23 protein-coding genes are annotated in these 12,623 nt (G+C 69.5%); 3 read left to right on the top strand and 20 right to left on the bottom strand.

Annotated elements, in window-relative coordinates:
• Positions 1-25: 25 nt before the first annotated feature.
• Entirely contained in the window at positions 26-613 is a 588-nt protein-coding gene (locus ABFT23_RS13485) for a dihydrofolate reductase family protein (RefSeq protein ID WP_347895967.1), read from the bottom strand.
• Positions 614-777: 164 nt separating this feature from the next.
• On the opposite strand from ABFT23_RS13485, the gene ABFT23_RS13480 reads away from it, so the two are divergent.
• Genes ABFT23_RS13480 through ABFT23_RS13470 form a run of 3 tightly spaced genes read left to right on the top strand, consistent with a single transcriptional unit; the run spans position 778 to position 2,806 of the window.
• A complete protein-coding gene (locus tag ABFT23_RS13480) occupies positions 778-1,710 on the top strand; it encodes a WXG100 family type VII secretion target (RefSeq protein ID WP_347895965.1) in 933 nt (310 codons plus the stop codon).
• Positions 1,711-1,712: 2 nt separating this feature from the next.
• Positions 1,713-2,549: a hypothetical protein gene (locus ABFT23_RS13475; protein ID WP_347895963.1), complete on the top strand. Its 837-nt coding sequence runs from the start codon at positions 1,713-1,715 to the stop codon at positions 2,547-2,549.
• Between the two features lie 8 nt (positions 2,550-2,557).
• The gene (locus ABFT23_RS13470) at positions 2,558-2,806 is read left to right on the top strand and encodes a hypothetical protein (RefSeq protein ID WP_347895961.1); all 249 of its coding nucleotides are present in this window, start codon (positions 2,558-2,560) and stop codon (positions 2,804-2,806) included.
• A 29-nt stretch (positions 2,807-2,835) separates the two neighbouring features.
• On the opposite strand, the gene map is transcribed toward ABFT23_RS13470, so the two are convergent.
• The 19 genes from map to rpsS form a co-directional block, all read right to left on the bottom strand.
• Complete coding sequence (gene map / locus ABFT23_RS13465) at positions 2,836-3,657, bottom strand: type I methionyl aminopeptidase (RefSeq protein ID WP_347895959.1); 822 nt, start codon at positions 3,655-3,657, stop codon at positions 2,836-2,838.
• 116 nt (positions 3,658-3,773) lie between these two features.
• Entirely contained in the window at positions 3,774-4,349 is a 576-nt protein-coding gene (locus ABFT23_RS13460) for an adenylate kinase (RefSeq protein WP_347895957.1), read from the bottom strand.
• Positions 4,350-5,651, bottom strand: a complete 1,302-nt coding sequence (gene secY, locus ABFT23_RS13455) for a preprotein translocase subunit SecY (RefSeq protein WP_347895955.1) — start codon at positions 5,649-5,651, stop codon at positions 4,350-4,352.
• Between the two features lie 167 nt (positions 5,652-5,818).
• Positions 5,819-6,259 (bottom strand): 50S ribosomal protein L15, encoded by a 441-nt coding sequence (rplO, locus tag ABFT23_RS13450; RefSeq protein ID WP_347895953.1) that lies wholly within the window; start codon positions 6,257-6,259, stop codon positions 5,819-5,821.
• A gap of 1 nt (position 6,260) precedes the next feature.
• On the bottom strand, positions 6,261-6,443 hold the full coding sequence (gene rpmD, locus ABFT23_RS13445; protein ID WP_347895951.1) for a 50S ribosomal protein L30: 183 nt from the start codon (positions 6,441-6,443) through the stop codon (positions 6,261-6,263).
• Entirely contained in the window at positions 6,443-7,081 is a 639-nt protein-coding gene (rpsE, locus tag ABFT23_RS13440) for a 30S ribosomal protein S5 (protein WP_347895949.1), read from the bottom strand. The genes rpmD and rpsE overlap by 1 nt, the downstream gene beginning before the upstream one ends.
• A 34-nt stretch (positions 7,082-7,115) precedes the next feature.
• Entirely contained in the window at positions 7,116-7,499 is a 384-nt protein-coding gene (rplR, locus tag ABFT23_RS13435) for a 50S ribosomal protein L18 (protein ID WP_347895947.1), read from the bottom strand.
• 3 nt (positions 7,500-7,502) lie between these two features.
• The gene (gene rplF, locus ABFT23_RS13430; protein ID WP_347895946.1) at positions 7,503-8,042 is read right to left on the bottom strand and encodes a 50S ribosomal protein L6; all 540 of its coding nucleotides are present in this window, start codon (positions 8,040-8,042) and stop codon (positions 7,503-7,505) included.
• A gap of 29 nt (positions 8,043-8,071) precedes the next feature.
• Positions 8,072-8,473: a 30S ribosomal protein S8 gene (rpsH, locus tag ABFT23_RS13425; protein WP_347895945.1), complete on the bottom strand. Its 402-nt coding sequence runs from the start codon at positions 8,471-8,473 to the stop codon at positions 8,072-8,074.
• A gap of 76 nt (positions 8,474-8,549) precedes the next feature.
• Positions 8,550-8,735 carry a type Z 30S ribosomal protein S14 gene (locus ABFT23_RS13420; RefSeq protein WP_010831721.1) on the bottom strand — a complete coding sequence of 62 codons (186 nt, stop codon included), beginning with the start codon at positions 8,733-8,735 and terminating at the stop codon, positions 8,550-8,552.
• 3 nt (positions 8,736-8,738) lie between these two features.
• Positions 8,739-9,311: a 50S ribosomal protein L5 gene (gene rplE, locus ABFT23_RS13415; RefSeq protein ID WP_347895942.1), complete on the bottom strand. Its 573-nt coding sequence runs from the start codon at positions 9,309-9,311 to the stop codon at positions 8,739-8,741.
• A gap of 2 nt (positions 9,312-9,313) precedes the next feature.
• Positions 9,314-9,694 carry a 50S ribosomal protein L24 gene (gene rplX / locus ABFT23_RS13410; protein WP_347895940.1) on the bottom strand — a complete coding sequence of 127 codons (381 nt, stop codon included), beginning with the start codon at positions 9,692-9,694 and terminating at the stop codon, positions 9,314-9,316.
• A complete protein-coding gene (gene rplN, locus ABFT23_RS13405; RefSeq protein WP_295656547.1) occupies positions 9,694-10,062 on the bottom strand; it encodes a 50S ribosomal protein L14 in 369 nt (122 codons plus the stop codon). The genes rplX and rplN overlap by 1 nt, the downstream gene beginning before the upstream one ends.
• 79 nt (positions 10,063-10,141) lie before the next feature.
• Positions 10,142-10,429, bottom strand: coding sequence for a 30S ribosomal protein S17 (gene rpsQ, locus ABFT23_RS13400; protein WP_347895938.1), 288 nt, complete (start codon positions 10,427-10,429; stop codon positions 10,142-10,144).
• The gene (gene rpmC, locus ABFT23_RS13395; protein WP_347895936.1) at positions 10,426-10,668 is read right to left on the bottom strand and encodes a 50S ribosomal protein L29; all 243 of its coding nucleotides are present in this window, start codon (positions 10,666-10,668) and stop codon (positions 10,426-10,428) included. Before rpmC ends, rpsQ begins: the two co-directional genes overlap by 4 nt.
• On the bottom strand, positions 10,668-11,087 hold the full coding sequence (gene rplP / locus ABFT23_RS13390; RefSeq protein WP_347895934.1) for a 50S ribosomal protein L16: 420 nt from the start codon (positions 11,085-11,087) through the stop codon (positions 10,668-10,670). The genes rpmC and rplP overlap by 1 nt, the downstream gene beginning before the upstream one ends.
• A 3-nt stretch (positions 11,088-11,090) precedes the next feature.
• Positions 11,091-11,912, bottom strand: coding sequence for a 30S ribosomal protein S3 (rpsC, locus tag ABFT23_RS13385; protein ID WP_347895932.1), 822 nt, complete (start codon positions 11,910-11,912; stop codon positions 11,091-11,093).
• Positions 11,912-12,340 (bottom strand): 50S ribosomal protein L22, encoded by a 429-nt coding sequence (rplV, locus tag ABFT23_RS13380; RefSeq protein WP_347895930.1) that lies wholly within the window; start codon positions 12,338-12,340, stop codon positions 11,912-11,914. Before rplV ends, rpsC begins: the two co-directional genes overlap by 1 nt.
• On the bottom strand, positions 12,340-12,621 hold the full coding sequence (rpsS, locus tag ABFT23_RS13375; protein WP_347895928.1) for a 30S ribosomal protein S19: 282 nt from the start codon (positions 12,619-12,621) through the stop codon (positions 12,340-12,342). The genes rplV and rpsS overlap by 1 nt, the downstream gene beginning before the upstream one ends.
• Positions 12,622-12,623 lie beyond the last annotated feature (2 nt).

Genomic DNA, 12,623 nt, shown 5'->3' with positions numbered 1-12,623 from the left:
ACCTCGTACGGCGGGTCGCGTGGTCTCAGCGAACGACCCGGTAGCGCAGGTGGGTCACCGCTGGCGCGACGAGCACGCGAGTCTGCTCGAGCGCGACCCGGGTGCCCAGCGCGTCGACGAGACGTCGTCCTCCGCCGAGCAGCACCGGCACGACCGCGAGCTCGAGGTCGTCGAGCACGCCGGCCTCGAGGCACGCACGCGCCAGGTCGGCTCCGTGCACCAGCACGTCGGCGTCGCCGGCCGCCTCCTTCGCCCACGCCTTCAGCGTCGCCAGGTCGTCGTCGACGACGTGCACGTACGGCGGCCGGACGTCGTGGACGGCGGCGTCGCGTGTCGCGACGAAGATCGGGACGCCGTGGTGGTCGCCGTCCCACTGGCCGGCGTACTCGAACGTCTTGCGTCCGACGACGACGGCGCCGGTCGTCATGAGCTCGGCGAACACCTGCCCGCTCACACCCGGCGGGTCGAACCACGGCCGCTCCGCGGTCGACGGGCCCAACCAGTCGTGCAGCACTCCGCCGTCGACGCCGAGACCCATGCCGGGGCCGTCGTCCGGGACGGCGACGTAGCCGTCGAGCGACATGGACATGTGCAGCACCGAGTGGGAGGTCATGGCGGTACCGACCCGACGAGTCTCCGCCCCTCATCGCCGGCGCGACACAGGGCGGAGGTTTCCGCCCCCGTCGCTAGAGACGAGGACTCCCCCGGCGACCTAGTTTCGTGCCACGCCACCGCGGCACGCAGGACCCGGGGCGCCAGGGGACAGCAGGAGGAGCCATGGCCGGACTGATCGGCGCCGACGTCGAGGCGCTCGAGCGCCTCGCCGCCGACTTCGGCGACGGCGCCCAGGAGCTGCGCGACCTCAGCGCGCAGCTGGCCGGGGCGATCGAGGCGGCCAGCGACTGGCAGGGCCCCGACGCCGACCGCTGCAAGGAGGAGTGGGGCAGCTTCGCTCAGGAGCGCATGACGAAGGTCGGCGACGCCCTGGCCACCGCCGGCCGGCTGCTGTCGCAGAACGCCGAGGAGCAGGAGCGGGCCAGTGGCTCGGGAGCCGCGGGCGCCTCGGCCGGCTACGGGCTGATGCGGCTCGTCGGCGACCTGAACACCCTGCGCGCCGCGGCCATGAAGGTGCTCTCGCCGGTGCTCAAGGCGAAGGCCCTCGTTGACTTCCTCCGCCTGCTGCGTCTCAAGACGCTCGGTGAGCTGATGAGCTCGGTCAAGGTCGCCGAGGCGCTCAAGGTGTTCATGCAGGGCAGCCGGACCGGCGGCGTCCTCGGCATGATCGGGCTGCCGCAGCTCGGCCGGCTCGCCGGGCGCGTCTTCCTGCCGATGACCGCGGTCACCGGCGTCGTCGACGTCTTCACCGGGGGCGGCTACGAGGGGTGGCGCGGCTGGGCGACCCGGGGCTTCGGCCTCGCTGGTGCGGTCGGGGCCGGCACCCTCCTGGTCGGCGGTGCCGCCATGGTGGCCTCGGCGCCGGTCACCGCGACCGTCGCGGCCGTCGCCGTCGCCGGCTACGGCCTGTGGAGCGCCGGCAACTACGTCTACGACAACCGCCACCAGATCGCCGACGCGGCCACCCGGGTCTACGGCCAGGTCAGCTCGACCGTCGGCCAGGCGTGGGACGGCGTCCGCGGTGGCTACGAATCGGCGATCGGGTGGGCGCGTGGCCTGCTCGGCGGCGCACGACCGGCAGGGGCAGGAGCCTGATCATGAGCATCGACTACAGCGACACCAAGCTGACCGCGGCCCCGGCCGACGCCGTCCGGCCCGAGGTGCAGACCATCGCCCTCGAGATCCTCACCGACGAGGAGCTCTCGGTGCTGGTTCCCGACCAGGGCGTCGTCGTCTCCCCGGTGCTCGACGACGTCTCGGAGGCTGAGCGGGACGCCGTGCGCCGCACCGCGTTCCGGGGCCTCGTCGCCCGCGGCATCGTCGACGCGCCCGACCCCGCGGCGGTCGCGGCGGTGCTCGCGTCGTCGGCGGCGGCCTCGGGCGACGCCGGGATCGACCTCCAGGTCCGCAACGACGTGCTCTCGGCGCTCACCCTGCGCCGGAGCGCCTCGGCGGTCGTCGCCGTCGCCCGCACGACGTCGACGTCACAGGACTTCTGGTACGCCCACGTCGTCCAGGAGGTCGTGCTGCTCGAGGAGGTCGGCACCGACGGCCTCCACCGCTTCGCCCTCGGTCACGCCCGCGACCTGCCCGACCTGCTCGTCGGGGCCGTCGTGCACCCCGAGGCCGTCGACGGCGACGGCGACGACGTCGAGCTCGCGGCGTCCCCGGACTCCGAGGCGCCGGTCGAGCTGGCCGAGCGGCTGGGCCGCGCCTACCTGCGCGCCGACGTCCTCGTGGTCACGCGCGAGCCGGGCGCGCTCGTCGACCGCCCCGACCTGACCGGCCTGTTCAGCGGGCCGCAGGGATCGTGGTCGGTGCACTCACGCCCGGGCTCGCAGCGGGCCTGGGCCCGGGCCGAGACCGTCGCCACGATCACCGAGCGCACGCGGGCCCTCGCCGCCGAGGCCACGAGCACCGGGGCGGCGTCATGATCTACGGGATGGACCCCGAGGCCGTGATGAACCTGGCCACGAAGATGGCCGACGTCGCCGAGCGCGTCCGCGGCCTCGAGACCCGGCTCACCGGTGGGCTCGCCGCGACCGAGTGGGTCGGTCCTGACCGCGAGCGCTTCGAGAACGAGTGGGCCGCCCTGCACGTCGTCGCCCTGCGGCTGGCGGCCGAGGTGCTCGACGACGCCTCCCGCCTCGCCTCGGAGCAGGCTCGCGACCAGGACCACGCCTCGGCCTAGCAGCGCGGACGGCGCTTGCGCCGGCCCGCTCAGTCCCCGCCGTAGCGGACGCCGAGCGCCTCGAGTCGCGCCCGGCCGCCGTCGAGGGCGGTGAGCACCCACGAACCCCCGTCAGGGGTCAGGGTGAAGGTGTGCTCGTGGTGGGCGGCCCAGGTGCCGTCGCGCGTGACGACCGTCCACTCGTCGTCGAGGACGTCGGTGGCCGGGCTGCCGAGCGTGACCATCGGCTCGACGGCGAGCGCGAGGCCGGGCACGAGTCGCGCGCCGCGCCCGGGCTTGCCGAGGTTGGGCACGTCGGGCGGCAGGTGCATCTGCGAGCCGATGCCGTGCCCGGTGTAGTCGGGCACGATGCCGTAGTCGCCGCACGCACGCACCGACGTCTCGACCGCGTGCGAGATGTCGCTGACCCGGCCGCCGTCGCGGGCCGCGGCGATGCCGTGCCACATGGCGTCCTCGGTCACACGCGACAGCTCGAGGGCGTCGTCGGGGACGTCGCCGAGCGCGATCGTGGTCGCGGCGTCACCGTGCCAGCCGTCGACGATGGCGCCGCAGTCGATCGAGACGAGGTCACCCTCGGCGAGCACGCGTGAGCCGGGCACCCCGTGCACGACCTCGTCGTTCACCGACACGCACAGCGACCCCGTGAAGCCCTGGTAGCCCAGGAACGACGGCGTCGCGCCGAGCTGGCGGATGTGGGCCTCGGCCCGCGCGTCGAGCTCTCCCGTCGTCAGGCCCGGGCGGGCGAGGTCGGTGACCATCTCCAGGGTGCGCGCGACGACGAGCCCGGCACGCCGCATGAGCGCGACCTGCTCGGGCGTCTTGACCTCGACGCCCCGGTCACGCCAGCCCACGACGAGCTCCCACCGTCACACGACACCTTCCGGGTCTCGACACGCTCCGTCGCGTCCGGGCGAGCCCGGCCGCGGTCGCTGCTCGACCACCATCAGCCCCGACGGACCTCGGTCCGTCAGGACTCGGGAACGATGTCGAGGGCGGCGAAGATGCGCGCGGTGACCTCGTCGACCTCACCCATGCCGTCGACCTCGACCAGGATGCCGCGGGCGCGGTAGACCTCGATCAGCGGCGCGGTCTCGGAGGCGTAGACCTCCTGGCGGCGCCGGATGACGTCCTCGGTGTCGTCGGCGCGGCCGTCGGTCTGCGCCCGCTTGAGCAGGCGCTGGACGAGCTCCTCGGCGTCGACGGTGAGCACCACGGCCGCGTCGAGCTTGTGGCCGGTGAAGCTGATCATCCCGTCGAGCTCGGCCACCTGGGCCGTGGTGCGCGGGTAGCCGTCGAGGAGGAAGCCGGGCTGGGCGTCGTCCTCGTCGATGCGGTTGCGCACCATCGAGTTGGTGACCTCGTCGGGCACGTACTCGCCGGCGTCCATGTACTTCTTGGCCTCGACACCGAGGGGCGTGCCCTGGGTGACGTTGGCCCGGAAGATGTCGCCGGTCGAGATGGCCGGGATGCCGAAGTGATCGGCGATCTTGGTCGCTTGGGTCCCCTTGCCCGCACCGGGAGGGCCCATCAGGATCAGGCGCATTTAACGGAGGAATCCTTCGTAGTTGCGCTGCTGGAGCTGGCTCTCGATCTGCTTCACCGTGTCGAGGGCGACGCCGACCATGATGAGGATCGAGGTACCGCCGAACGGGAAGTTCTGGTTGGCCTCGATGAGCACCAGCGCGATGAGCGGGATCAGCGAGATCAGGCCGAGGTAGATGGCACCGGGCAGCGTGATGCGGGACAGGACGTAGGACAGGTAGTCCTCGGTCGGCTTGCCCGCCCGGATCCCGGGGATGAAGCCGCCGTACTTCTTCATGTTGTCGGCCACCTCTTGCGGGTTGAAGGTGATCGAGACGTAGAAGTAGGTGAAGAAGATGATCAGGGCGAAGTAGGTCGCCATGTAGTACGGGTGGTCACCCTGCACGAAGTGGTCGTTGATCCAGTTGATGTAGCCCGGCGGGCTCTGGTTGCCCTGGTTGAACTGGACCGCCATCGCCGGCAGGTAGAGCAGCGAGGAGGCGAAGATGACCGGGATGATGCCGGCCTGGTTGACCTTGAGCGGGATGTAGGTCGACGACCCACCGAACATCTTGCGACCGACCATGCGGCGCGCGTACTGCACCGGGATGCGGCGCTGGGCCTGCTCGATGAAGATGACGCCCGCGACGATGACCATGCCGACGGCGATGACGACGCCGAAGGTCCACCAGCCCTGGGTCTTGCCGACGGCCCACAGAGCGGCCGGGAAGGTCGCCACGACCTGGGTGAAGATCAGGATCGACATTCCGTTGCCGACGCCGCGCTCGGTGATCAGCTCGCCGAGCCACATGATGACCGCGGTGCCGGCGGTCATCGTGACGACGAGCACGAGGAAGGTGTTGATGCTCTCGCTGTGCAGCAGCGGCTCGGAGCACTGCAGCAGGTTGCCCGACCGGGCCAGCGCGACGATGCCGGTGGCCTGCAGGACCGCGAGGCCCAGCGTCAGGTAGCGGGTGTACTGGGTGATCTTGGTCTGCCCCGACTGGCCCTCCTTCTTGAGCGCCTCGAGCCGCGGGATGACCACGACGAGCAGTTGCAAGATGATGCTGGCGGTGATGTAGGGCATGATCCCGAGCGCGAAGATCGTCAGCTGCAGCAGCGCGCCACCCGAGAACAGGTTGATGAGCGTGTAGACGCCCTCGCTGTTGGCGTCGTCGTTGAGGCACTGCTGGACATTCTGCACGTTGACCCCGGGCGCGGGGATCTGCGAGCCGGCCCGGAAGATCACGATGACCATCAGGACGAACAGCAGCTTCTTGCGCAGGTCCGGGGTCCGGAAGGCGTTCACGAACGCGGTGAGCACGTGTCCTCTTTCTCCAACTGACGAAGACCCAGACCGAGGTGCTCGTCGTGACGGTGCACGACCGAGCAAGGGCGCAGGGCCTGGGTGAGCCTAACAGGCGAGGAAGGGGCGTTCCGCATCATCGCAGAACGCCCCTTCGCAGGTTGAGCACATACCTGACCAAACGGTCAGGCGACCGTCACGGTTCCGCCGGCGGCCTCGATCTTCTCCTTGGCCGAGGCCGAGAAGGCCTGGACCGTCACCGTCACGGGGACGGAGATGGTGCCCTGGCCGAGGATCTTGACCGGCTGGTTCTTGCGCACGGCGCCCTTGGCGACCAGCGCGTCGACCGTCACGTCCCCACCCTCGGGGAAGAGGGCGCCGAGCTTGTCGAGGTTGACGACCTGGAACTCGACGCGGAACGGGTTCTTGAACCCCTTCAGCTTCGGCAGGCGCATGTGGATCGGCATCTGGCCACCCTCGAAGGCGACCGGGACCTGGTAGCGGGCCTTGGTGCCCTTGGTACCGCGACCCGAGGTCTTGCCCTTCGAGGCCTCACCGCGACCGACGCGCGTCTTGGCCTTCTTGGCGCCCGGGGCGGGCTTCAGGTGGTGCAGCTTGAGCGTCATGTCACTCGACCTCCTCGAACGTCACGAGGTGACGAACGGTGTTGACCATGCCGCGGATCTCCGGGCGGTCCTCCTTGACGACCACGTCGCCGATGCGCTTGAGGCCGAGCGAGCGGATCGTGTCGCGCTGGTTGGCCTTGCACCCGACGGTGGACTTCTTCTGCTGGATCTTGAGCTGAGCCATCAGGAGCTCACCGCCGCGGCGGCGGCGTCGGCCGCCTCCTGCTTGCCCTCGGCCTGGGCCTTGAGCAGGGCCGCCGGGGCGACGTGCTCGACCGGGAGGCCACGACGCGAGGCCACGGCCTCGGGCGTCTCGAGGTTGCGCAGCGCCTCGACGGTCGCGTGCACGATGTTGATCTGGTTCGACGAGCCGAGCGACTTGCTCAGCACGTCGTGGATGCCGGCGCACTCGAGGACGGCGCGCACCGGGCCACCGGCGATGACGCCGGTACCGGGCGAGGCCGGCCGCAGGAAGACGACGCCGGCCGCCTTCTCACCCTGCACCGGGTGCGGGATGGTGCCCTGGATGCGGGGCACGCGGAAGAACGCCTTCTTGGCCTCCTCGACGCCCTTGGCGATCGCCGCGGGCACCTCCTTGGCCTTGCCGTAGCCGACGCCGACCATGCCGTCGCCGTCGCCGACGATCACGAGGGCGGTGAAGCTGAAGCGCCGACCACCCTTGACGACCTTGGCGACGCGGTTGATCGCGACGACGCGCTCGAGGTACTGGCTCTTCTCAGCACCCTGGCCGCGACCACCGTCGCGGCCGCCACGGCCACCACGGTCGCCACCACTGCGCTGTCCGCGCTGGGGTCCACTCATGAGTCTCTACTCTCCCTGTTCCTGGTCGCCCGGCTCAGAACGTCAGCCCGCCGGAGCGGGCCCCGTCGGCCAGGGCCGCGATGCGGCCGTGGTACTTGTTGCCGGCGCGGTCGAAGACGACCGACTCGACGCCCTGCGCCTTCGCACGCTCGGCCACGAGCTCGCCGACGCGGGTGGCCTTGGCGCTCTTGTCGCCGTCGAGCGCACGGAGGTCGGCCTCCATGGTCGACGCCGAGGCGAGCGTCTTGCCGATCAGGTCGTCGACGACCTGGACCGTGATGTGCTTCGTCGAGCGGGTGACCACCAGGCGCGGACGCTCGGCGGTGCCGCTGATGCGCTTGCGACCGCGCACCTGGCGCTTGAGCCGCGACTGGAGCCGCTTGGAGGCGTGCTTCTGCTGCTTGATCTTGACGGCCATCGGTTACTTACCAGCCTTTCCGACCTTGCGGCGGATGTGCTCGCCCGCATAGCGGACGCCCTTGCCCTTGTACGGCTCGGGCTTGCGGAGCTTGCGGATGTTGGCGGCGACCTCACCGACGAGCTGCTTGTCGATGCCGACGACGCCGAGCTTGGTCGGGCCCTCGACGGTGAAGGTGATGCCCTCGGGCGCGTCGAAGACGATCGAGTGCGAGTAGCCGAGCTGGAACTCGAGCTGGGTCGGACTCTTCGACAGGACGCGGTAGCCGACGCCGACGATCTCGAGCTTCTTCTCGTAGCCGTCGGTGACGCCGACGACCATGTTGTTGACCAGCGTGCGGGTCAGGCCGTGGAGCGACTTGCTGGTCCGCTCGTCGTCGGGGCGCTTGACGTCGAGGACGCCGTCACCCTTCTCGACGACGATCGGCGCGGCGACGGAGTGGCTGAGGGTGCCCTTGGGACCCTTGACGGTCACGAGCGGGCCGTCGATCGCCACGTCGACACCCGACGGGACCGTGACGGGGAGCTTGCCAATGCGCGACATGCTGTTGTTTCTCCTTCTCGGTCTCGTGGTTACCAGACGTAGGCGAGGACTTCTCCGCCCACGCCCTTCTGGTTCGCCTGGCGGTCGGTGAGCAGGCCCTGGCTCGTCGAGATGATCGCGATGCCGAGGCCGCCGAGCACCTTGGGCAGGCCCGTGTGCTTGGCGTAGACCCGGAGGCCGGGCTTGCTGATGCGGCGCAGGCCGGCGAGCGAGCGCTCGCGGTTGCGGCCGAACTTCAGCTGGATGGTGAGCGTCTGGCCGACGCCCTCGTTGTCGGTCACCTCGAAGCTCGAGATGTAACCCTCCTGCTGGAGGATCTCGGCGACGCCCTGCTTCAGCTTGCTGTAGGGCATCGAGACGTCGTCGTGGTACGCCGAGTTGGCGTTGCGCAGACGCGTCAGCATGTCTGCGATCGGGTCGGTCATCGTCATGTGGGTTGTTCTCTCTCTTCTGCGGTTTCGCTCGTCTCGCGGACGAGCGACCTTCAGCGGTTGTGGAAGTAGGTGCTCACCAGGAGGACTTGGTGACGCCGGGCAGCTCGCCGCGGTGGGCCATCTCGCGCAGGCAGATGCGGCACAGGCCGAACTTGCGGTAGACCGCCTTCGGACGGCCGCAGCGCTGGCAGCGGGTGTAGCCGCGCACCGCGAACTTCGGCTTGCGGGCGGCCTTGACCTTGAGGGACGTCTTCGCCATGGCTCAGTTCTCCTTGAAGGGGAAGCCGAGCTGCTTCAGCAGCGCGCGTCCCTGCTCGTCGTTGGTCGCGGTGGTCACGATGGTGATGTCCATGCCCCGCTGACGGTCGACCTTGTCCTGGTCGATCTCGTGGAACATGACCTGCTCGGTCAGGCCGAAGGTGTAGTTGCCGTTGCCGTCGAACTGCTTCGGGTTCAGACCACGGAAGTCGCGGATGCGGGGCAGCGCGAGCGAGAGCAGCCGGTCGAGGAACTCCCACATGCGGTCGCCGCGCAGCGTGACGTGCGCGCCGATCGGCATGCCCTCGCGCAGCTTGAACTGCGCGATCGACTTGCGGGCCTTGGTGACGGCCGGCTTCTGGCCGGTGATCACGGTCAGGTCGCGGATCGCGCCGTCGATGAGCTTGGAGTCGCGAGCGGCCTCGCCGACGCCCATGTTGACGACGATCTTCACCAGGCCGGGGACCTGCATGATGTTCGCGATCTCGAACTCGGCCTTGATGGCCGGCACGATCTCCTCGCGGTAGCGCGTCTTGAGACGCGGGGTGACCTTCTCGGCCGCTGCTGCCTCGGTCATGCTCAGATCTCCTTGCCGGTCTTGCGCGAGATGCGCACGCTGCGCGTGCCCAGGTAGGTCGAGCCGTCGGGACGGCGCTTGGTGACCTCTTCACGGCGGAAGCCGATGCGGGTCACGCCGCTGCCCTCGACCAGCATCACGTTGGAGACGTGGATCGCAGCCTCGGTGGTGATGATGCCGCCGGTGTTGCCGGCGCGACCGCCCTGGTTGACGGCCTTGGTGTGCTTCTTGATGCGGTTGACGCCCTCGACGATCACCCGCTGCTCCTCACGGAGCACCTTGATGACCTTGCCCTCGGCGCCCTTGTCCTTGCCGGCGATGACCTTGACGGTGTCGCCCTTCTTGATCGCGATCTTGGGCGCGCGCTTCTTCGACTCCGACATCACAGCACCTCCGGGGCGAGCGAGATGATCTTCATGAACCGCTTCTCGCGCAGCTCGCGGCCCACGGGGCCGAAGATGCGGGTTCCACGGGGCTCGCCGTCGGCCTTGAGGATGACGGCGGCGTTCTCGTCGAAGCGGATGTAGGAACCGTCGGCGCGACGGCGCTCCTTGACGGTGCGCACGATGACGGCCTTGACGACGTCGCCCTTCTTGACGTTGCCGCCGGGGATCGCGTCCTTGACGGTGGCAACGATGGTGTCACCGATGCCGGCGTAGCGACGACCGGAGCCGCCGAGCACGCGGATGCAGAGGATCTCCTTGGCACCCGTGTTGTCGGCGACCTTGAGTCGCGACTCCTGCTGAATCACTGTTGTCTCCTTGTCGAGCTGGTTCTCCGTGCCTCACGGGCAGGGAGCCTGGCTGAACGGTGTTGTTGACCGGGAAGGACTACTTGGCCTTCTCGAGGATCTGGACGAGGCGCCAGCGCTTGGTGGCCGACAGCGGGCGGGTCTCCATGATGAGGACCCGGTCGCCGGCACCGCACTCGTTGTTCTCGTCGTGGGCCTTGAGCCGGCTGGTGCGGCGCATGACCTTGCCGTAGAGCGCGTGCTTGACGCGGTCCTCGACCTCGACGACGACGGTCTTGTCCATCTTGTCGCTGACGACCAGGCCCTCGCGGGTCTTGCGGGCGTTGCGCTCGGTGGCGCCGGTGGTCTCGGTGCTGTCGTTGCTCATGCGGTTGCCTCGTCGTTCGAGCCCGGCGCCACCCGGATCCCGAGCTCGCGCTCGCGGATCACCGTGTAGATGCGGGCGATGTCCTTCTTGACCGTGCGGAGCCGGCCGTGGCTCTCGAGCTGACCGGTCGCGGCCTGGAAGCGCAGGTTGAACAGCTCCTCCTTGGCCTCGCCCAGCTTCGACTCGAGGTCGATGTCGTTGAGCTCGTCGAGCTCGTGAGCCTTGGTCTCGATAGCCATCAGAACTCACCGGCCTCTCGGGTGATGAAGCGGCACTTCATGGGGAGCTTGTGGATCGCGCGGCGCATGGCCTCGCGGGCGACGTCTTCCTCGACGCCGGACAGCTCGAACATGACGCGGCCGGGCTTGACGTTGGCGACCCACCACTCGGGCGAGCCCTTGCCCGAACCCATGCGGGTCTCGGCGGGCTTCTTGGTCAGCGGGCGGTCGGGGTAGATGTTGATCCACACCTTGCCGCCACGCTTGATGTGACGCGTCATGGCGATACGCGCCGACTCGATCTGGCGGTTGGTCACGTAGTGACCCTCGATCGCCTGGATGCCGAAGTCACCGAACGCGAGCGTCGTGCCACCCTTGGCCGCGCCGCGGCGCTTGGGGTGGTGCTGCTTGCGGTGCTTGACGCGACGGGGCATCAACATGGCTCAGCCCTCCTGTCCGGGAGTGGTCTCCGCGGGAGCAGCCGCCTCGGCCGGCGTGGCCTCGGGGCTGGTCTCGCGGTCGGCGCGCGACGGGCGCGAGCCACGGCTCGGACGCTCGCCACCACGGCCGCTGCGGTTGTTGCCGCCGCGGCCGGGGACACCGGCGCGCGCAGCGGCCTGGGCCTGGCGCTCGGCACGGGTGCCGGCGACCTCGCCCTTGTAGATCCAGACCTTGACGCCGATGCGGCCGAAGGTCGTCTTGGCCTCGTAGAAGCCGTAGTCGATGTCGGCCCGCAGCGTGTGCAGCGGCACGCGACCCTCGCGGTAGAACTCGGTGCGCGACATCTCGGCGCCGTTGAGGCGGCCGGAGCACTGGATCCGGATGCCCTTGGCACCCGAGCGCATCGTGGTCTGCATGGCCTTGCGCATCGCGCGGCGGAACTGCACGCGGCCAGCGAGCTGCTCGGCGACACCCTGGGCGACGAGCTGGGCGTCCATCTCGGGGGCCTTGACCTCGAGGATGTTCAGCTGGACCTGCTTGCCGGTCAGCTTCTCGAGCTCGCCGCGGATGCGGTCGGCCTCGGCGCCACGGCGGCCGATGACGATGCCGGGACGGGCGGTGTGGATGTCGACGCGGACCCGGTCGCGGGTGCGCTCGATCTCGACCTTGGAGATGCCGGCCCGCTCCATGCCCTTGGAGAGCAGCTTGCGGATGGCGACGTCTTCACCGACGTAGGCCTTGTACAGCTTGTCGGCGTACCAGCGCGACTTGTGGTCGGTGCTGATGCCCAGGCGGAAACCGTTGGGGTTGATCTTCTGACCCATCAGGCACCCTTCCCCTTCGTGGTCGCGGTCACGACGTCGGCCGGCTGGACGACGAGCGTGATGTGGCTGGTGCGCTTGTTGATCCGGGTGGCCCGGCCCTGCGCACGCGGACGCCAGCGCTTCATCGTGGGACCCTCGTCGACCATGGCCTTCGACACGACGAGGTCGCCCACCGAGAGGCCCTCGGTGGTCTCGGCGTTGGCGACGGCGCTCTCGAGCACCTTGTAGACGGTCTCGGAGGCGGCCTGCGGCATGAACTGCAGCAGCGCCAGGGCCTCGTCGACGGGGAGGCCGCGGACCAGGTCGACGACCCGGCGCGCCTTCATGGGCGTGATGCGCTGGAAGCGGGCGCTGGCGAAGGCACCCGGCTGGTCGCCCAGCAGGGTGTCGCGGCGCGCGCTGATGCGGTGACGCTCGGCGGTGGACATCAGCGACGACGCCCCTTTCGGTCTTCCTTGACGTGCCCGCGGTAGGTGCGGGTCGGGGCGAACTCGCCCAGCTTGTGGCCGACCATCGCGTCGGTGACGAACACCGGGACGTGCTTGCGCCCGTCGTGCACGGCGATCGTGTGGCCGATGAAGTCGGGCGAGATCATCGAACGGCGCGACCAGGTCTTGATGACGTTGTGGGTGCCCTTGTCGTTCTCGGCGTCCACCTTCTTCTGAAGGTGGTCGTCGATGAAGGGGCCCTTCTTGAGGCTGCGAGGCATCT

It is taken from the genome of Nocardioides secundeburneus, from assembly GCF_039939255.1.
Classification (GTDB): Bacteria; Actinomycetota; Actinomycetes; order Propionibacteriales; family Nocardioidaceae; genus Nocardioides.
The sequence above is the reverse complement of the archived record's forward strand: the minus strand, read 5'-3'. Positions and strand labels throughout refer to the sequence as shown.